This window comes from Sorangium sp. So ce363 (assembly GCF_051520435.1).
GTDB classification, from domain to species: Bacteria; Myxococcota_A; Polyangia; order Polyangiales; family Polyangiaceae; genus Sorangium; species Sorangium cellulosum_B.
In genome coordinates this window covers 8,426,350-8,445,645 of the sequence record NZ_CP150333.1, presented here as the reverse complement: position 1 = coordinate 8,445,645, position 19,296 = coordinate 8,426,350, and the positions used below count along the sequence as shown (strand labels likewise).

13 protein-coding genes are annotated in these 19,296 nt (G+C 71.0%); 4 read left to right on the top strand and 9 right to left on the bottom strand.

The features are described from left to right. Positions 1-3 precede the first annotated feature (3 nt). Positions 4-2,151, bottom strand: coding sequence for a TOMM precursor leader peptide-binding protein (locus tag WMF12_RS31675; protein WP_437851377.1), 2,148 nt, complete (start codon positions 2,149-2,151; stop codon positions 4-6). Between the two features lie 1,218 nt (positions 2,152-3,369). Here WMF12_RS31675 and WMF12_RS31670 point away from each other — a divergent pair. Then, a complete protein-coding gene (locus tag WMF12_RS31670) occupies positions 3,370-5,133 on the top strand; it encodes an amidohydrolase family protein (RefSeq protein WP_437851375.1) in 1,764 nt (587 codons plus the stop codon). Positions 5,134-5,175: 42 nt separating this feature from the next. Here the strand turns inward: WMF12_RS31670 and WMF12_RS31665 are convergent, their stop codons facing one another. Beyond that, complete coding sequence (locus tag WMF12_RS31665; RefSeq protein WP_437851373.1) at positions 5,176-6,264, bottom strand: serine/threonine-protein kinase; 1,089 nt, start codon at positions 6,262-6,264, stop codon at positions 5,176-5,178. An 847-nt stretch (positions 6,265-7,111) separates the two neighbouring features. On the opposite strand from WMF12_RS31665, the gene WMF12_RS31660 reads away from it, so the two are divergent. From WMF12_RS31660 to WMF12_RS31650, 3 genes are all read left to right on the top strand, one after another. Beyond that, on the top strand, positions 7,112-8,401 hold the full coding sequence (locus WMF12_RS31660; RefSeq protein ID WP_437851371.1) for a hypothetical protein: 1,290 nt from the start codon (positions 7,112-7,114) through the stop codon (positions 8,399-8,401). A 186-nt stretch (positions 8,402-8,587) separates the two neighbouring features. Next, positions 8,588-9,223 carry an MBL fold metallo-hydrolase gene (locus WMF12_RS31655; RefSeq protein ID WP_437324003.1) on the top strand — a complete coding sequence of 212 codons (636 nt, stop codon included), beginning with the start codon at positions 8,588-8,590 and terminating at the stop codon, positions 9,221-9,223. Positions 9,224-9,448: 225 nt separating this feature from the next. Further along, a complete protein-coding gene (locus WMF12_RS31650) occupies positions 9,449-10,567 on the top strand; it encodes a branched-chain amino acid aminotransferase (protein ID WP_437740386.1) in 1,119 nt (372 codons plus the stop codon). A gap of 135 nt (positions 10,568-10,702) precedes the next feature. Here the strand turns inward: WMF12_RS31650 and WMF12_RS31645 are convergent, their stop codons facing one another. The 7 genes from WMF12_RS31645 to WMF12_RS31615 form a co-directional block, all read right to left on the bottom strand. Continuing rightward, entirely contained in the window at positions 10,703-12,097 is a 1,395-nt protein-coding gene (locus WMF12_RS31645) for a sigma-54-dependent transcriptional regulator (protein ID WP_437740385.1), read from the bottom strand. A gap of 182 nt (positions 12,098-12,279) precedes the next feature. Beyond that, the gene (locus WMF12_RS31640; RefSeq protein WP_437851369.1) at positions 12,280-12,720 is read right to left on the bottom strand and encodes a response regulator; all 441 of its coding nucleotides are present in this window, start codon (positions 12,718-12,720) and stop codon (positions 12,280-12,282) included. 71 nt (positions 12,721-12,791) lie between these two features. After that, entirely contained in the window at positions 12,792-14,393 is a 1,602-nt protein-coding gene (locus tag WMF12_RS31635; protein WP_437851367.1) for a protoglobin domain-containing protein, read from the bottom strand. A 14-nt stretch (positions 14,394-14,407) separates the two neighbouring features. Continuing rightward, a complete protein-coding gene (locus WMF12_RS31630; protein ID WP_437851365.1) occupies positions 14,408-14,938 on the bottom strand; it encodes an adenylyl-sulfate kinase in 531 nt (176 codons plus the stop codon). Next, positions 14,935-16,050, bottom strand: coding sequence for a phosphotransferase family protein (locus WMF12_RS31625; RefSeq protein WP_437851363.1), 1,116 nt, complete (start codon positions 16,048-16,050; stop codon positions 14,935-14,937). Before WMF12_RS31625 ends, WMF12_RS31630 begins: the two co-directional genes overlap by 4 nt. Before the next feature lie 309 nt (positions 16,051-16,359). Then, entirely contained in the window at positions 16,360-17,451 is a 1,092-nt protein-coding gene (gene xylF, locus WMF12_RS31620; RefSeq protein WP_437851361.1) for a D-xylose ABC transporter substrate-binding protein, read from the bottom strand. Positions 17,452-17,528: 77 nt separating this feature from the next. Further along, complete coding sequence (locus tag WMF12_RS31615) at positions 17,529-18,878, bottom strand: glycoside hydrolase 5 family protein (RefSeq protein ID WP_437851359.1); 1,350 nt, start codon at positions 18,876-18,878, stop codon at positions 17,529-17,531. Positions 18,879-19,296: the final 418 nt, after the last annotated feature.

The window sequence follows — 19,296 nt, the reverse complement described above, 5'->3', positions numbered from 1 at the left end:
CTCTCAGGCCATCGGGTGAGGGTCAGGGTTGATGCCGTGGGGGGTCATCGAACGGAGACGCGGATTACCGAGCTGAGCGAGCTGGTGGCCGAAGTGGATCTGCTGGAAAGCGGGCCCGAGGGCCCGGGCGACACGGAACGGGGTCACCGCGAGGTCGGGCGACGTCACGTCCACGATCGCGATGCGCAGCCCCGCGGCCTGCACGCGCCGGGTGAGCTCGGACAGCGATACCTCCTCGGGCTCCTCGAGCTCGGCGGCGGTCACCGTGCTTCCCCCGCGGAGGAAGGCGAAGGCCGCGGCGCGGCTCGGGGGGAGGTAGTAGACCGCGTGATCCTCGAGCGTGAGCACGTCCTCCGGCCGCTCGGGGATGGCGACGTGTTCGCCCGTCATCAGGCGGAAGGCGTAATTGCCTATCTGGCCCTGCTCGAGGATGGCTTTCCGGATCGCGGTGAGGGGGCTCAGGTGGGCGGAGATCGAGACCACCGCGCCGGGCCACCGCTTGCCGTCGCCGTAACCGACGCACATCACCACGGGGACCGAGACGCCCGCGTCGAGCAGATACAGCTCGATCCGGGCGCCGTGCTCCTCGAGCTGCCGGGCGATCTCGTGCAGCTCGGGGTCGAGCGAGTCGTCGGGCAAGATGCGCCGCCCGGGCCGGCGAGCGAGCCACGAGATCATGAACGCGTCGCGCTCGATGAGCTCGAGCGCGGCCCCCATCGACGCGCCCTCGAGCGTCGCGCCCGCGGCGAGCCCGTTCGAGGTCACCTGGCAGAAGTGGGCGTGGTGTCCTGCGCAGTAGCCGAAGTAGGTCGGGAGCGCCGGAACGTACACGGGCGCGCCGGTGTCCATCCAGCGCCCGAGGGCCCAGTCGATGGGCGCGGCCGGATCGACCCGCGCGTAGGGGAATCCGGGCTTTGCATACTGCTCCTCGCTATAGAGACAGAGCTGCTCCGGTGCGATGAAGTCGCCCTTCATGCCGGCGACCGAGGAGCGAAGGAGCTGCTTTCGGTCGACGAGCTCGGCAGAGTAGCGCTCGACCGCCTCGCCGGTCGCTCCGATCAGGGCCTCGACGGCTGTGACGCCCTTTCCGATGCCGGCCTGCGGCTCGCGCGAGCGGCGGGCGTGCGGCGAGCCGTCGGTGTACTCGCCGAGGAACGCCGTGGCCGTGACGCACGCCTCAGGGGCGAGCGCCGGGCTCGCCGCGTCCAGCGTGAGGCGGTGGACGATGCCCGCCCGCGCGTCGACGACGCCGGCGAGCATCCGCCGGAGCGCCGCGGCGTCGGGTGCGTCGCGTAGGTGTGCGCTCGCGCCCCGACGTGCGCTTCCGGTGCGGAGGGCCTCGGCGGCGCCGCCGCAGACCGCGCACCAGGGCATCTGCAGGACGGCGTGGAGCGACGCCTCCGGGTCGACCAGGCCCTGGACCATGAACCGTCCCGCGAGCCGCGACGCGGCTCGGTTCACCAGCAGATCGACGGCCGCGAGCGCAACGGCGTGGCCCAGGAACGCCGGCATCGGGGCGAGGTAGGTGCGCCCGCGGCGCTCCGGGCGCGCGGCGAGGAGCGACGCGTGGAGCGCGTGATCCGCCTCTGGCTGATTGCTGAGAGCGAGCCTCCGCAGGCGGCAGCAGTCCCAGCATGCGGTCTCGCCCGGCACGACGGCCGGTCCGATCACCGCCTCGAGCCCCTCGAGGTGCGCGCTGAGCGACAGGACGGACGCCGCGTGAGCGAAGCGGGCGACGCCCTGAAGGACGAGGAGATCATCGCCGGAGACGCAGGCGAGGATCAGGTCCCAGCCGGTGTCCTCCTGGACGATCGGGCGCTCCGCGGCGGCGAGCAGCGTCCCGGGCGTGACCGCGCAGCCGGGGGCGAGCCGCGACAGCGCCGTGGAGAGCGAGCGCGCTCGATCCTTTCCGAGATCCGCCTCGGCGAAGGGGCCGAGATCGTCGGCCGTGACCTCCCTGTCGTCGAGGACGTGGAGCGCGCCGACGCCCAGACACGCGAGCTCGGTGGCCGCGATTACGCCCCACGGTTCGAGCCCGACCATGAGGACGCGTGATCGCGCGAGCTTCTCGCGCGCCTCGGCCGGCGCAGGCGGGGCGGTCCCCTCGAGCGAGGGAGCGGTGGTCGCTGAGCTGGGCAGTTGAGTGGCCACGCGAGATCTCCAGGAAAGCGCAGCGCGGCGGCGCTTCGACGAGCGGCCGTCCTGCACCTTCGGTAAAAGAGGTCCAATCCTGGTGCTCGGGGAGCTGTGCCCCGACAAGCGAAGGAGAGAAGAAACTCGCGATCTCACCAGACCGCGCACCGTCGCGCGATCGTGGTGAGCCGGGGGAGACGGGAAGGTGTTTTTTTTGATCTTTCGCGCTCCTCGTCTCCCTCCAGGGCTCTATCGCTCGGCCTCGCCGGCCTCAGGGCTAGCTACAGTGGCAACGACAACCGCCGCAACCGCCGCAGCCGCCGCAACGACAACCGCCGCAACGACACCCACCGCAACGACAACCGCCGCAACCGCCGCAGCCGCCGCAGCCGCCGCAATGGCAGTTATAACTGGCCGGAGCCGCTGTTGCCATGTCGTCCAGCCTGGCCGACAAATCGTCGATGGCGTTGCGCAGCTCCTTCACAGTCACGTCCAGATCTTTCGGAGAATTGGTTTCGATTTTTGAATCACTCATCGCAGAGCCTCCCACGAGTAGGTGAGGCACGCAAAGGGTCTTCGTCAATACGGTGGCTCGTCGCCGGGCGACGGAAGTTCGGTTAAACTCCCTATCATTCCAGGGCGCCCCGATCCGTGGACAGTACGAGAGATGCCGCCGCCAAAGAAGGGCGTTCGCGGGCTCTTTTCTCTCGCTCGCCCCACACCGGCGGCTCTTCCGGGTAACCCGGATCGCCGCCGGAGCAGCAGAGAAGGCCGGAACAACATCGAGCGTGACTCCCTGCGTTCCCTCCGTGTGCCCGGGCGGCTGGACTTCCGGGATAGGCCCATCTGTCAAGCTCGCCTCCGATCTGGAGCCGTCCTCCGCTCGGGCCGGAGATGCCCAAGGGCCGTCGGGGACAAAGCGCCTCCCTCGAGCCGCCCGCCTCGATACGAACAATCCTGGATAACGCGGCACGCTGCAGGCGCGCGTGCACCGCGCCGTGCGCGCCGCTTCATTCGATTGCTTTTGTGCGCTGTGTCCGGTACGCGGTCTGCCACTTCTCGGGTGCTCCTGGCGCCCATCGATAACGGAGTGTCATGCGTCGTACTTCGCTCGGACTGGCGATGGGTCGTCTCGCTTTGTGTATCGTCGCTGCGTCAACTTGGCTCGTAGGCTGCGGCGTCGCGGAGAGCCCCTCGACGCCCAGCGCGGCCGAGGTGGGGTGTGCGGGCTGCACCGTGCTGAAGGGAGGCATGGTGTTCGACGGCACGCGCGCGGCCAGGGCAACGGTGGTGATCGAGGGCGACAGGGTGAAGCAGGTCGTCTTCGGCGACGCCGAGCCCCGCGTCGAGGCCGGGGGCGGCGAGGTCGTGGACGTCGCTGGCAAGACGGTCCTCCCCGGGCTCATCGATCTCCACGTCCACTCGCTGAGCGTCGCCGGGCCCTATGCTTATTATGACGGCGACCTCCACCTCGAGGACCACACGAAGGCGATGCTCCGGGCGGGCGTGACCTCGTACCTCGACCTCGGCTCATCCCAGCACGTCATCTTCGAGCAGCGATCGCGCATCGACGCCGGCGACCTCCTCGCGCCGCAGCTCTTCGCCGCCGGGCCCCTGCTCACGCCGACCGGAGGGCACCCCTGCTATCAAGGCAGCCCGCCCGGCGACTACTGCGTCTTCATCGACTCGCCCGCCGACGTCGACAAGGCCTTCGAGGCGCTCCTCCCGAGGGCACCCGATTTCATCAAAATCGTGCTCGAGGGGGGCGGATCGCTGCCGCTGCCGCGCCTGACGCGCCCGTCCGTGGCGGCGATCCAGGAGGCCGCCGCGGCCGCGGGCGTCCGGGTGATCGCCCACGCGACGGCGGCCCCGGACATCGAGGCCGCGCTCGACGGCGGCGTGACGCTCTTCGCGCACGTCCCGGACGAGGACCGAATCTCACCAGACCTTGCGCGGAGGATGGCCGCTGCCGGGGCGGTCGTCGTCCCCACGCTCGCGGTGGCGGACGGCCTGTACCGCACGGCCCACGGAGCGCTGACCGAGCTCGACGACCCCGCCCTCGTCGATGACGTGCCGGTCGGCGTGATCGCGGCCCTGCGTGATCCCTCGTTGCTCGCGGAGCTCAGGACGGCGCATTTCCTGGAGCTCGTGAAGCGGCGGCGCGACCATGCGATCGCGAACCTCGTCACCTGCTACCAGGCCGGGGTTACGATCGCCGCCGGCACCGACGCCGGCAACCCGGGCGTCTTTCACGGGTTGAGCCTGCGCCGCGAGGTCGCGCTCCTCGTCGAGGTCGGGATGCCGCCCCTCGAGGCGCTCGCCGCCGCCACGCGCCGCGCCGCGGACGTGCTCGGGCGGCCCGATCTCGGGCGCCTCGAGCGAGGGGCGCTCGCGGACGTGCTCGTGGTCGACGGCGATCCGCTCGCCGACGTCCGCGCGCTCGAGCGCGTGTCGCGCGTCTACAAGTCGGGCGTCCTCCTCGATCGCGAGGCGCTCGCGTTGCCGCGCAAGACGAGCCTCGCGCGGGAGCCCAGGACGGGCGCCGGCCCCGGCGAGACGTGCCTCGCCGCGTCGGAGTGCGCGCCCGCGCAGTCGTGCAACCCGGCCCAGGTCTGCGCCGCGACCTGCAGAGCCGCCTCGGACTGCGCGCCGGGGAGCGCGTGTTTCCTCGATGGCGGCTCGTTCACAAGGGGGGCCTGCATCGACGGCGACGGCTGCGATCTCTTCGCGCAGGACTGCGACAACGGCGCTGCCTGCGTGTTCTGGGGCAACGGCTCGACGTCGTGCTGGAACGCGGGCGCGGGCTCGGACGGGCAGCCGTGCGACGCGTCGTTCGCGTGCGCGCCCGGCAGCATCTGCGACCCCTCGAACACCTGCAGAGCGCTCTGCGATCCGCGCGGTGAGCGCGCCGCGCCGTGCCCGAGCGGCGAGCGGTGCGTGGATCACACCGCGCTCGCAGGGCTCCCCGTGGGAACCTGCGAGCCGGCCGGGCGCCGCTGAGCGCGCGACGACGCCGGACGCGCGCGACGACGCCGCGCGCGCTCAGCGCGACGCGAGCAGCCAGGCGATCACGCTCCCGATCGTGAAGAACACGATGCCCGCGCCGGCGATCACGGCCCGCGAGGTCCGCCGCTCGATGAAGCTGGCCGCGGCCCGGAGGCTGGACGGGGCGGCGAGGGCGATGCCGCTGTCCGGCGCGCTCATCTTCTGGACGGCGGCGTCGAGCGCCACGAGCACGGCGCGCGCGTGGGGGAAGCGGTCGTCCGGGTCCTTGGCGAGAAGGCGCATCACGACCGCCTCCAGCGCGGGCGGGACGACGACGCCGGGGGAGCGCTCGGCGATCGGCGGCGGCACGGCCGACCGGTGCTGCGCGAACAGCGCCGACGGCTCGACCGCCGTGAAGGGGTGCTTGCCCGCGAGCATCTCGTAGAGGATGACCCCGAGCGCGTAGAGGTCGGCCCGCCGGTCGACAGAGCGCATGCCGAGCGCCGCCTCGGGCGCCATGTACGCCACCGTGCCGAGCAGCACGCCGGCGTTCGTCAGCGAGCGGCGCGAGCCGTCGTCGGTGATGGAGAACTGCTCGATCGGCACCTTGGCGAGGCCAAAGTCGATGAGCAGGATGCGCTCCTCCGGCCCGTCGAGGACCATGACGTTGAGCGGCTTCACGTCCCTGTGCACGATCCCGAAGTCGTGCGCCGCGTTGAGCGCGCTCGCGAGCTGGCGCGCGATGTTCGCCGCGCGCAGCGGGGGGACGGGGCCCTGGTCGATGAGCTTCCGCAGCGTGATGCCGCGGATGAACTCCATCACCATGAACCACGCGCCGTCGTCGAGCTGGTTGATCTCGTAGACCGCCGCGACGTTCGGGTGGAAGATGTGGCGACCGGCGAGCGCCTCGCGCTCGAAGCGCTCGATGAGCTCCGGCAGCTCCTCGGCGTCCGGGTGGAGCACCTTGACGGCCACGTCCTCGCCGGTCGCGAGCTTCTTCGCCCTGAAGACGGCGGCGATGCCGCCCATCGCGACGAGCTCCTCGAGGCGATAGCGGTGGACGAGCGTGCGCCCGACGAACGTCATCGCGCGCTCTCGCGCCGCGGAGCTCGCCTGGCCTCCCGCGATGAACACGGACCCGCTCATGCGTTCGCGCCTCCAGGCCGAGCCTCGCGCGCGGCGTCGACGAGGCCGCAGCGCAGGGCACGCACAGCCGCGCCGCGCGCTCCCCCGTGACCGCGCGCCACGCGGCGGAACAGCGGATCCACCCTGGATGACATCGTACGTTCACACACGCGGCGTCCGGAGGGTAGCGCCCCTGCGCGCCCAGCGCCATCTTCCCGGTTGGGCGCGGGGGCGAGGCGCTCGCGAGGGAGCGGGCGGGCGGCGCCGAGGCTGGAGCTCACGAAGCGCGCGTGAGCCGAGCCTCCCGAGCGGCCTTCGAGAGATCGCACCCACCGCCGCGGCCGCGCGCGCTCTCTCGAGATTCCACCGCTCCGCCGTGATCGTGAGTCGCCAGGCTGCGCCGTCTCCTGCGCTGATGGCGCTGCCTCATCGTGTCTCCGGCCGGGGCGTGCGGAGACCCCTCATCGCCTGTGCCTCACGGCCGCGCGACGGGGAGCGCCGGCCGCACGAGGTGCAGAGTCGCGCCCGCGGCCCCGACGTGGCGAGAGCCCGTTGCGCGCTGGGCGGCGCTCGCCCGTCGCCGGCGGAGCGCGACCACTTGTCGGTAGATCCAGCGACATTGCCGGAGCTCCAGCCGCGTGCGCCTGCGCGGGGCGGCCGAACCAGCGCGCCCGCACGCCCGCGCGCGCCGGGGTCGAGCCTGCTGTCCTGCCACGAGCGCCCTCGCCCGCCGCATCGGCGTCATCCTCCTCCGGATCCGCACGAGGCGTGCCCGGTCGTGCGCGGACGAATTAGGTTTGAAAACACATCAAGTTCACAGATGCGTTTCTTCGACAGGCTCGTGTAGCCTGTATGGGTGGAGGTTTCCATGCACAGCACAATGCGTCGCACCGTTCTCCTCGGGCTCGTTTCCGGACTCGCCGTAGCAGCTTGCTCCACGTCTGAGGCGTCGAACCTCTTCGCTACCGGCGGGTCCGGTCCCGGGACCACGGCTTCCGCGGGAGGAGGCGAGGGCGGCGCGCCGGGCACGGGGGGCGCGGCGGGCGTGGGCGGCCAGGGCACCGGGGGCGAGCCGGGCGTGGGCGGAGCGACCGCGGGGAGCGGGGGGAGCGGGGGCGTGGGGCCCATCATCGACGAGCCGCCGGTCTGCGGGGACGTTTACGTCGATTGCGACGCGGATGCCGAGAACAGCTGTGAGGTCAACGTGACGAACGACGCCCTCCATTGCGGCACTTGCCCCGTCGACTGCGATGGCACCTGCCGGGACGGCACGTGCGTCCGCACCTCGATCCACATCTCGGGCCAGCAGGATCCGCTGTACCTCGCTGTTGCCAACGGCGTCGTGTTCTGGACCAACGGGGAGCAGGGCGTGGTCAGGCAGTGGACGCAGGGCGAAGCTGTCGCGATCAACATCGCCACCGCGCAGGTCCAGCCGGCCGATATCAAGGCCGACGCCACCCACGTCTTCTGGGCCAACCAGGGCGTGGCCGGCGAGAGCGACGGTCAGGTGATGAGGGCGCGGGTCGGCGGCCAGGAGGCGCCGGTGGCGATCGCCGAAGGGCAGCCCGATCCGTTCGGCGTGGCGATCGACGAGGAGTTCGTCTACTGGACGAACCGCGAGGACGGCGGCTCCGTGGTCCGCGCGCGGAAGGACTCGGACGGCAACGGGCCGTTCACCGTCATCTCGGACGGGGGCGGGACGACCCACGCCCTCGCGGTCGACGAGACGCACGTCTACTGGACCGTGCGCGACGAGCGCGGCATGGTGATGTCCGCGCCCAAGGACTCCACGGGCGAAGGCCCGTTCACCACGCTGGCGGCCGATCAAGGCCAGGTGCGCGAGATCGCCGTCGACGCGACGCACGTCTACTGGACGACCAGCAGGACCGGCAACGTGATGCGGGTGGCCAAGACCGGCGGAGAGCCGACGGTGATCGCGAGCGGCCGGGAGAACCCGAGGGGCATCGCCGCCGACGCGACGGGCGTTTACTGGACGGACCCCACCTCACCGAACGTCATGAGGATGCTGCCGAACGGCATCATCGGGGCCGTGGCGGCCGGCGAGCCGTCGCCCTACGGCATCGCCCTCGACGCGACCCGCGTCTACTGGACCAACGGACTCGGAACGAACGGCACCATCGTGAGCGCCCCGAAGTAGCGGTCTCGGGCGGCCAGCGCGCGCGGGATCGAGCACCCGAGGTCCGCGAGGATCCGAGGTCTCCGCGCGTCCTTCAGCGCCGCAGCGCCGCGCGCTCCGGGCGGTGGTCGATCGGAGCTCGCGGCGCCGCCTCGGCGACGATGTCGCGCGTGGAGGTCGGGGCTCCGCGTGCTACAAGCTCGCCCTGTGCTGCTCGAGACGTTCTCCGTCGGTCCGCTGGGGTGCAACTGCTCGATCCTCGTCGACCCTGTGAGCAAGGGCGCCGTGGTCATCGACCCCGGGGGCGATTTCGACAAGATCCGCGCGCGCGTCGAGCAGGCCGGGGCGAAGGTCGCGGCCATCGTGCACACGCACACCCATATCGATCACGTGGGCGCCACGGCGCCACTCCAGCGCTGGTCCGGCGCCGCGGCCCGCATTCACGAGGCCGACCGCTTCCTCTACGACATGCTCCCCGTCCAGGCGGCGATGCTCGGCATTGCGCTGCCGGAGCGGTGCGAGGTCGACGGCGACCTGAACGACGGCGCGGTCGTGAAGGCGGGCGGGCTCGATCTGCACGTGCTCCACACGCCGGGGCACACGCCGGGCAGCGTCTCGTTCCTGGTGCTCGCGGAGACGGGCGCCGTCGCGTTCACGGGGGACACCCTGTTCCGGCGTAGCATCGGCCGGACCGATCTGTGGGGTGGCGACTCGCGGGCGATCGTCTCATCCATCCGGGGCAAGCTGCTCACGCTCGATCCGTCGACCCGGGTCGTTACCGGACACGGCCCCTCCACGACGATCGGCGAGGAGCGCGACAGAAATCCCTTTTTGCGGTCGTGACGCGCCGCCCGCCTGCTCGCGCGCTCGCGCACTCGCTTGCGCGCCCGCTTGCGCGCTCGCTTGCGCGCTCGCTTGCGCGCCCGCTTATCCACGTCGCCGCGGTGCTTTCTCGCGAGAAAGTGCTTGCATCCCGCCAGGATTCTTTCGAAAAATGCCGCGCGACGATGACGCGCGTCGGCCCACTCGAGCCGGGTCGACCGCTGTCCGCCGCAGAAGTCGAGCACGATGAGCACCGAAAGCGCGCCTGCCACGAAGGTCGATCTCGAGATCCTAGCCACGCCGCATCCCCTCGGCGACGCGGAGCGCGCGCAGCGCATGCAGAACCCTGGCTTCGGGCGCGTGTTCACGGAGCACATGGTCGTGATCCCGTACGCGGCGGACAGGGGCTGGCTCCGGGGGCAGATCCGGCCGTACGCGCCGATCACGCTCGATCCTGCGGCGATGGTGCTGCATTACGGTCAGGCGATCTTCGAGGGCTTCAAGGCCTATCGGCAGCCGGACGGGCGCATCAAGACGTTCCGGCCGGAGGCGAACGCGCGCCGCTTCAATAGCTCTGCCCGCCGATTGGCGATGCCGGAGATGCCGGTTGATCTGTTCGTCGGCGCTGTCGACGCCCTGATCCGCCAGGATCGCGCATGGGTCCCCTCGCCCGTGGGCGAGAGCCTGTATATCCGACCGTTGATGTTCGCCACCGAGGTGGCGCTCGGGGTGAGGGCGTCCCGCGACTACGATTTCCTGGTGATCGCGTCGCCTGCGGCCGCGTATTTCCCTCAGGGCGTCAAGCCGGTGACGGTCTGGATCTCGGAGGATTTCGTCCGGGCGGCGCCGGGCGGCACGGGCGCAGCCAAGTTTGCGGGCAACTACGCCGCGAGCCTGCTCGCGCAGATGAACGCCGCGGCCGAGGGCTGCGCGCAGGTGGTCTGGCTCGATGCCGTCCAGCGCAGCGTCGTCGAGGAGATGGGGGGAATGAACATCTTCTTCGTCTACGAGGAGCGGGGGCGCCCCGTGATCGTGACCCCCGAGCTGACAGGCACGCTCCTGCCGGGCATCACCCGCGACAGCATCATCCAGCTCGCCCGGGATTTCGGCTATGCCGCGGAGGAGCGCAGGGTCACCTTCGACGAGTGGCGCGCGGCGGTGCGCGAGGGCCGCATGACCGAGGCGTTCGCGTGCGGGACGGCCGCGGTCATCACGCCCATCGGCGCCGTGAAGTCCCGCGAGGGGACCTTCTCCATCCACGACAACGAGACGGGCCCCGTGGCGGCGCGCTTCCGCGAGGCGCTGCTCGACATCCAGCACGGCCTCGCGCCCGATCGCCACGGCTGGATGCACGACGTGGTCTGACCGGGCGCTAGAGCGGGGCGCATCTTCGTGCGCTACGGGCTCATCCGCGTCGTTCGGCTCGCTGCGGCGTACTTTCGTACGCCTCACTCGCCTGCCTAGCGGCTGAGCCCGTATCACACGAAGCTGCGCCCCGCTCTACTGCGCCGCCGGCGGGCGCTTGGACTTCGCCGTCAGCCCATATTCGTGCAGGCGGTACTGGATGGTGCGTATGCTGATGTCCAGGAGCTCGGCCGCGCGCGTCGTCGAGCCGTTCGTCGCCTCGAGCGTCGACAGGATGGCATAGCGCTCTATCTCCGCCATGGTGGCGCCCGGGATCCGCAGGGCCCCCTTGGCGACCGGCGCCGCGTCGATGGGGAGGTGCTCCGCGTCGATGCGCGCGTCGTCGCACAGGACGACCGCCCGCTCGATCGCGTTCTCGAGCTCCCGCACGTTCCCCGGCCACCGGTGCGCGATGAGCTTCGCCCGGGCCTCGTCGGTGAACCCCTCGATCTTGCGGTGGTTCTCCGCCGCGAACCGGCGCAGGAAGTGATTCGCCAGGAGCAGCACGTCGGTGTCGCGGATGCGCAGCGGCGGCATGTCGATGTGGACGACGTTGAGCCGGTAATAGAGGTCCTCCCGGAAGTGGCCCTCCTGCACCGCCGCCGCGAGATCGCGGTTCGTCGCCGCGACCAGCCGCACGTCGATCGTCACGGCGTCGTTCCCGCCGACGCGCTCGAACGTCCTCTCCTGGAGGACGCGGAGCAGCTTCACCTGCGTCGAGGGGGCGATCTCGCCGACCTCGTCGAGGAAGAGCGTCCCGCCGTGCGCCTGCTCGAACCGCCCGATGCGCCGCTTGTCGGCGCCGGTGAACGCGCCGCGCTCGTGGCCGAACAGCTCGCTCTCCAGCAGGGACTCCGCGAGCGCCGCGCAGTGCAGCGTCACGAAGGGCCCTTTGGCGCGCGAGCCCTTCGCGTGGATCGCGCGCGCGAGCTCGCCCTTGCCCGTGCCGCTCTCGCCGGTGATGAGCACCGTCGCCCGCGCGCCCGCCACCTGCCGGGCCATCCGGTAGACCTTCTGCATCGCCGGGCTCGTCCCGATGAGCCCCTCCACGCCCTCGCCCTGGCGCTCTCGCAGCTGCCGGCGGAGGTTCTCCGCCTCGACCCGGAGCGCGCTCCGCTCGAGGGCGCGCTCCAGCGTGAGGAGGAGCGCGTCGAAGTCGACCGGCTTCGTCAGGTAATCCTCGGCCCCCGCCCGCATCGCCAGCACCGCCGAGGTCACGTCCCCGAACGCGGTGACGACGATCACCGGCAGCGCCGGATCCTGCTCGCGCAGCTTCCCGAGCAGCGCCACCCCATCCATCCTCGGCATCTTCAGATCCGTGATGACGACGTCCGGCGGCCGCTCCGCCGCGACCTCGACCGCCTCGACGCCGTCCGCCGCCGCGTCGACGGTATAACCCTCCTGGCGCAACAGCTTCTCCAGCCCCGAGCGCGCGCTCGCCTCGTCGTCCACGACGAGCACCCTCGAGCTCTGCCTCTTCTCAGCGTTCATATCGTTCCTTCCGAACATACCGTGTCCGCGAGGCGCTGCGACACTCGTTCGGCGGCCGCGCGGCGGCGCGGCCGCGCGCGGCTCGAGGATGCCGGCCGGAGGGCCGCGCCGGGGCAGGCGACGGGCGCCGCAGCCGTTGCACGCGGGCGCAAGCCGTTCGCCGGGCCTGGCGCGCCCCCTGCTCAGGCCGGGGGAGGGAAGGGGGAGCTCGGCCGCGTGGCGCGCGAGGCGTCGGAGAGCGCCGCGTCCGCGGTGGCGCGGAGCTCGTCGCTCAGGGCGATGTAGTCGATCGGCTTCGTGTGCACAACCGCCGCGGGCTCCAGCCCTCGCCCGAGGCGCGCCACGAGGTCGGGATACCCGGTGAAGAAGAACAGCGGGAGATCCGGCCGGAGCGATCTCGCGTAGCGCGCGACCGCGATTCCATCGGCGTGGGGCATCCGGAAATCGGTCACCAGGATGTCCGGGATCGGACGGCGGGCCAGCCGCGCGATGGCGAGCGCGCCGTTCGTGGCCAGCTCCACCCGGAAGCCGTCCTCTTCGAGCAGGCGCTCGAGGAGGCGAGCGCTCTGCACGTCGTCGTCCACGAGCAGGATCAGCGGTTGTTCGGTGCTGCGCGGTTCCACGCCCGGATCTCTACCAAGTTGCGTGCCAGCCCTGGAGCCGCAGTCGCGCGCGGCCAGGAGAGCGGCGGAGGTCAGCCGGAGCGGCGCAGCGGGAGCGTCACGCGGAAGAGCGTCTTCCCCGGGCGGCTCTGGAACTCGATGGTCCCCTCGTGATCGGTGACGATGCGGTGAGCGATCGCCAGCCCGAGCCCGGTGCCGTTCGGCTTCGTCGAGAAGAACGGATCGAAGATCGGCGCGTCCGGGCTCGCGATCCCGGGGCCGTCGTCCTCCACCTCGACGACGGCGTGGCGCGGCTGCCGCCGCGCGCGGAGGGTGACCGTGCCGCCTCCGGCCGCGTCCACCGCCTCGACCGCGTTGCGGAGCAGGTTCAGCAGGACCTGCTCGATCTTCGCGGGATCGAGGTCGAGCACGATGTCGGTCGAGGGCAAGTCGACCTTCACCGCGGCCTGCGCGCCGGCGCCGTCCGACGACGCCGCGACGCGCGCCGCCCGCTCGCAGAGCGGGACGACGGGCGTCGGCCGGAGGTACAGCGGCTGCGGCCGGGCGAAGTCCAGGAACTCGCTGACGAGCGCCGAGAGGCGGCGGATCTCGTCGCGGACGACCTGGATCGCCTCCAGCGTGTCCGGGTCCTTCAGGCCGGCGCGCGCGAGCCCCCGCTCGAGGAAGGTCACGTGGAGCTGCGCGCCGTTCAGCGGGTTCCTGATCTCGTGCGCGAGGCCCGCCGCGAGGGTCCCCACCGCGGCGAGCTTCTCGCTCTGGCGCACGCGCGCGGCGAGCGCGTTCTCGTCGGTCGTGTCCTGCCCGATCGCGAACAGCACCACCTCGTCGTCGGCCGCGGAAGGGGCGTACGCGAGCTGCCAGCGCAGATCGCGGATCTTGCCGGCGCGCGTGCGCACGATGCTCTCCAGCAGATCGACGCTGGGGCGGCGGCCCGCGGCGACGTCCTCCACGAGCGCGCCGTGATCCGCGCGGATCTCCTCGGGGAGGAGCGCCTCGACGAACGGCACCCCGAGCACGTCCTCGCGGGCGAGCCCCGTGATCCGCTCCGCTTCCCGGTTGAAGAGCCGCACGATCGCCTGCGCGTCGAGGCCCACGACGAGGACGCGGGCCAGCTCGACCGCGCTCTTGTACCGGTGCTCCGTGCGCGCGAGCGTGCGGCCGACCTCCTCGCGGTCCAGGCGCTCGGCGCGCTGCGCGCGCGCGAGGAAGTCGTCGCGGTACGTCTCGAGCATGATGGCGAGCTCGAGATCGAGCACCTTGCTCACCGCCGCCCTGACCGGGATCACCTCCGCGCCGAGCGCGCCCTGGGCGATCTCGTGGAACGCGAGCCGGATGAGCGTCATCGCCGTGAACATGTACCGCTGGGGGAGGCCCACCCGGACGTGGATCCGCCCGATCTTCGCGCTCTCGTCGAAGTACGCGCCGTCGTAGGGCCCCGTGCAGATGCGCGTCATCCAGCGGACGAGCGATCGCTTGAGCCGCTCCACCTGCTCCTCGCCGGTGAAGACGTCGTGCGCGCCCTCGTGCTCGCGGATGCGATCGTAGAACTCGTCGGCGATGCGGGGGAAGTGCGGCTCCGCGTGTGCGCGGAGCACGGCGAGCCAGCGCTCGTCCTGCTCGCTGAAGCGGACGTACCGCTTGATCTCGTCGAAGAGCGTCTCCTGCGCGGGCACGGTCACCGTGTCTATCACGGCCCCGCCCCCGCCGAGGCGGACCAGGATCTCGCGCGCTCGAGCAGCGCCGCGAGCGCCGCCTCGTCCTCGCCGCCGCGCGCGACGAGCTCCGGCGCGAGCGGCGCCTCGTAGTCGGCGCCCGCGCCCGGGAGCGCGCCGATCTCCCCGGCGCCGGCCGCGTGGTAGAGGCCCTTCGGGTCGCGCTCCCTGCAGGTCGCCGGCGCGACGTCCACGTAGACCTCGATGATCCGCGGCGCGAGCGCGCGGGCGCGCTCCCGGTAGGCGCGGCGGTGCGCCGTCGCCGCCACGATCACGATCGGCCCCTGGCGCGCGAGCAGCGCCGCGAGGCGCGCGAGCGTCTCGTAGAAATCGTCGCGAGCGCGCGGGTCGTAGCCGGGCCGCGGGACCAGGGCGTCGCGCACCTCGTCCCCGTCGAGGAGGCAGCTCGCCCGCCCTTCGCCGAGCAGCGCCCGGTGCGCCCGCGCGGCCAGCGTGGATTTGCCCGACGACGGGAGCCCCGTGATCCAGACGACCCCGCCGCTCACGCGAAGAGCCCCTCGGCATCGTCCGGATCGAAGCGCGGGGCGTCGAGGGCGCGCTCCACGAAGGAGAGCAGCGCGTCCCTCGCCCGCGCCGTGACCGCGGGGTACCACCCGGGGTTGGCCAGCACGAGCGCGCGCCACGCGAGGAACGGCGCCGCCACGTCGAGCAGCCCCGCGGAGCCGCTCCAGCCGAGGTAGACCTCCCAGAGCCGCCGCCACAGCGCGCGGAAGCCGCCCTCCCACGCACCAGGCGCGTCCAGCGCGAAGAAGACGTAATTGATGGCGAGGCAGGTGACGTCGTCCGCGGGATCGCCCTGGGACCCGCGGCTCGTGTCGAGCAGCGCGAGCCGCGACGACCCGTCGAACACGATGTTGAACGGGTGGAAATCGCCGTGCGTGCGGGCCAGCCGATGATCCCGGCCGCGGAGCTTCCATCGCCACGCCACGCAGCGCCGCTCGATGGCCTGGAGCCGCTCGGGCGGCGCGCCGGGCACGTCGTCCGGATAGCCGTCGATGATGCCGAAGATGCCTTCACCGTGGCCCACGAGATCGCGCACCGCGCGGCGGTAGCTGCCCGGCTGGGCGCCGGGCGCCGCGTGGAGCGCGATCAGGTACCTGGCGAGCGCCTCGCAGCGCGCCAGATCCTCGGGGCCCGCGCGGCGCTCGCTGGCGATCCGGCGCAGATCCGTCGCGTAGACCTGCCCTTCCGCGTACGTGGTGAGGAGATAGAACTCGCCGGCGTCGCGCAGCGACACGAGGCGATGGTCGTGGGTCAGCGCGCCGACGTCGACGACCTCGACGTGCGCCGGGATCGATCCCGCGGTGTCGAAGGCGAGCAGCGCCTCCGCCGCCCGATCCGATCGCCGGTCGTGTCCGAACGGGTCCGCCGTCGACGTGTGCAGGACCAGCCGCTGCTTCGAGCCATCCGGCCTCATCACCGTGATCCGGCGGGGGACGCCGTAGCCGGCGGACTTCTCGGTCCGATCGTGGTTCGAGCCGGCATCCGGCCCCAGCGTGGCGATCTCGACGACCTGCGCGCCCGGCACGACGGCCTCGACGAGCTGGCGTATCGGGCGCGAGAGATCGGTCTCGGACAGGGCTGCCTGCGCGCGCATGGTCTCCTCGAGGGGGCGGGGTGAGATCCCGACGGGGTCGTCGGATCCGCGAGAGCGGCAAGAAGCAGGCCGCCCCGCCGATGCGCCGGGCCCTACCGCGCGGGGGCCATGGCCGGCGCACTTCGCCGGCCGGGGCCGGCGGCGGTGGGCGCGGGCAGCGCCGGGCGGGCTCGCAGGACCTGCGTCACCGCGCGAGGCGTGCGCCGTCCCGTGTCGATCGTCGATGTGTGGAGCGGCGTAGTCTCTCGGCGAGCGACGTGTTCCTGGTGGGGTCGCTCGCCGGGCCCTGAATGTCCAGCTAGTAGGGGCCTACTTGGCCGGCCACTGGTCCTTGGGGAGGTCCTTGTAGACGTCCTCGACCTTGTGGAAGCCGTCCGCGATCACCGTCGCGGCGAGGTTGTCCTTGTCCACGGCGACCGGCGTGATGAGCACGCTCTGGACGTCCTTCTTGCCGTTGTTGACCGTCTGCGTCTTCTCGCCGACGGGCTCCTTCTTCGCCAGCTTGACGGCGAGCTCGGCGGCCTTCTCGGCGAGCAGCTTGAGGGGCTTGTAGACGGTCATGCTCTGGGTGCCGGCCGCGATCCGCTGGCAGGCGGCGAGCTCGGCGTCCTGGCCCGAGACGCCGACCTTGCCGGCGAGCTTCTGCTCGCCGAGGGCCTGGACGGCCGCGCCCGCGAGCCCGTCGTTCGACGCGACGACCGCCGTGACGTTGTTGTTGTTCTTGGTGAGGGCGTTCTCGGTGATCTTGAGCCCCTCGACCGGCTGCCAGTCCTTGGCCCACTGGTCCGCCACCGTCTTGACGTCGCCCTTGTCGATGAGCGGCTTCAGGATGTTCATCTGCCCTTCGCGGAAGAGCTTCGCGTTGTTGTCGGTCGGGGAGCCGCCGATGAGGATGTAGTTCCCCTTCGGGAACTTCTTCACGAGGGCCTCGGCCTGGAGCTCGCCCACCTTGACGTTGTCGAAGGACACGTAAAGGTCCACGTCGGAGTCGAGGATCAGCCTGTCGTACGCGATGACGGGCACGCCCTGCTTGTGCGCCGACTCGACGATGGTGGCCGTCGTCTTGGCGTTGTGGGGCACGACCACGAGCACGTCGACGCCCTGCGTGAGCAGGTTCTCCGCCTGCGAGTTCTGGAGGGCGTCGTCGCTGTTCGCGGACTGCACGAGCACCTGGGCGCCGAGCGTCTCGGCCTTCGCCTTGAACAGGTCGCGGTCGCGCTGCCACCGCTCCTCCTTGAGGGTATCCATGGAGAAGCCGATCGTGATCTTGTCTTTCTTCTTCTCCGGACCCTTGGTTTCCGCACCCTTGGCGGCTGTTGCCTCGGGCTTGTTCGCGCTCGCGCCGCCTTCAGACTCCGGCTTCGAGCAGCCGGCCGAGAACGCGAGAGAGAACAACGCCATGAGAAAGGTGGAGCGACGAATCAAGGTGACCTCCGCGTGAGATGAATGGGATAGGGGCTCTGTTATGGCCGCCGGCGCTACTGTGTCGAGTTGAGCTGGTCGGCGTAGCTCATGATAAGATTCAAGGTTTCCGTGTCGTCATCGTACACCGAGTACCACCCCTGGAGCTCATGGGGCGGATCGCCGATGTAGTCGTTCCCGAGGAGCCAGTAGTCGTTGCCGTCGTCCGACGGCCTCCCGATCCCGGCCCAGGCCCAGAAGTTGACGCCGGCGAGCTCCGGGTTCTCGACGACGGCGTCGAACATGGAAGCGTAATACTCGTTCCGCTTGGCGACGGGCGACGAGACCGGCTCGGACTTGTCGTCCCGGGCGAGCCCGAACTCCTCCACGACGATCGGCTTGTCCAGCGCCCTGGCGTGCGCGAGCTGCGCGTCGATGTACCCGTTGCTCTTGGTGATGGCGGCCAGGAGCCCCTTGTCGGCGGCGCTGTCCATCGGCAGCGACGGGTCGTACCACTCCCAGTTCTCGGGCCACACGTGGAAGGTGAGGTAATCGATGCCGGGCACGTCGTGGAACGCCCTGTAATCGCTGTTGGCGTAGTCGCCCCAGTTATAGGACAGGTCGCCCTCCGAGCCGATGGAGACGAGGTGGTTCGGGTCGATGTCCTTGATGAACTTCGCGTTCCTCTCGACCCAGAGCTTGAAGAGCGGGCCCCAGCCCTTGAACGATCGCGGCTCGTTCCCGAGCTGCCACGCCATGATCCCCGGATGGTCCTTGAGCTTCTCGATCAGGACCTTGGCCCGGCTGAAGTAGAACTCCTGGGCCTTCTTGTTGCAGAAGAACAGCGACGAGAGATCCATCTGGTCGGGCCACGGGTTCGTGTTCGGATCGAGCGTGCCCGAGTGAGGGATGGCCCACTCGCCGATGGCCACGGCCTGGCAGTCCTGGCCTGTGCCCTCCTGGAACCGGATCGAGCCGGCGAACGGCACGTGGTGGTCCGCCGCGAGCAGGGCAGCGCCCGTCGTGGGGTGGGTCAGGCCGACCTGGTACGCGCTGAAGTCCTCTCCGCAGGAGAGGGTCGGCTGCTCGTGAGCCCACTTCATGTACTGGGGCATACCGCCGGACCAGTGCCAGAAGTCGTTCAGGGTCATCACCGCCTTCATCCCGCGGCTGTGCATCTCGTCGAGCACCGTCACCAGGTTGTCGGCGAACGCCTCGAGCTGCGCATCGGCGCACGGTTTGTCGGACGATGCCGGAAAGATCCGTTGTGGGCCGTACTGCTGATCGTTCTGCTGCGCCGCGGGGATGTCGCCCTCGCTGAGCGCCATGATCCTGAGGTTCAGGGCGCCGTGGGCCTCGAGGATGTCGAGCTCGGTGCGCAGGCGCTCGCGGCTGATGTAGGGAGCCGACCAGAAGTTCGTGCCCATATACCTGTACGGTTTCCCGTCGAGCGTGAGCTTACTACCTTCGGCGCGGACGTAGCACTTTTCCGGTTGCTGGGCGCAGTCGAGCTCCTGGCCGCCGCCGGTTCCGTCCCCGCCGCCGCCGGTGGCGTCGCTTCCGCCGGTGGCGCCGCTTCCGCCGCCGCCGGTGGCGTCGCTCCCGCCGGTGGCGCCGCTTCCGCCGCCGCCGGTGTTGCCGGACCCGCCCGTGCCGCCGGAGGGCGCGGGGTCCGCCGGGTCGGAGGAGGAGCACGCGGCGAGGGAGAGCAAACCCAAAGCGAGCAAGAAGGTCTTCTTCATGGTCGGTTCCTTATGTGGTTCGAGTGTCGTTCCTCACGGATCGCTGAGCCCTGCCGCCCGGAGCGCTCGTCCGGTTCGCAGGGATCTGCCGAGCTGCTGCGCC

Excerpts from the sequence above, each read along its gene's own strand:
- WMF12_RS31660 (WP_437851371.1), top strand. The coding sequence starts at position 7,112 with ATGCACAGCACAATGCGTCGCACCGTTCTCCTCGGGCTCGTTTCCGGA.
- xylF (WP_437851361.1), bottom strand. The coding sequence starts at position 17,451 with ATGGCGTTGTTCTCTCTCGCGTTCTCGGCCGGCTGCTCGAAGCCGGAG.
- WMF12_RS31615 (WP_437851359.1), bottom strand. The coding sequence starts at position 18,878 with ATGGGCACGAACTTCTGGTCGGCTCCCTACATCAGCCGCGAGCGCCTG.
- WMF12_RS31650 (WP_437740386.1), top strand. The coding sequence starts at position 9,449 with ATGAGCACCGAAAGCGCGCCTGCCACGAAGGTCGATCTCGAGATCCTA.
- WMF12_RS31625 (WP_437851363.1), bottom strand. The coding sequence starts at position 16,050 with ATGCGCGCGCAGGCAGCCCTGTCCGAGACCGATCTCTCGCGCCCGATA.
- WMF12_RS31665 (WP_437851373.1), bottom strand. The coding sequence starts at position 6,264 with ATGAGCGGGTCCGTGTTCATCGCGGGAGGCCAGGCGAGCTCCGCGGCG.
- WMF12_RS31645 (WP_437740385.1), bottom strand. The coding sequence starts at position 12,097 with ATGAACGCTGAGAAGAGGCAGAGCTCGAGGGTGCTCGTCGTGGACGAC.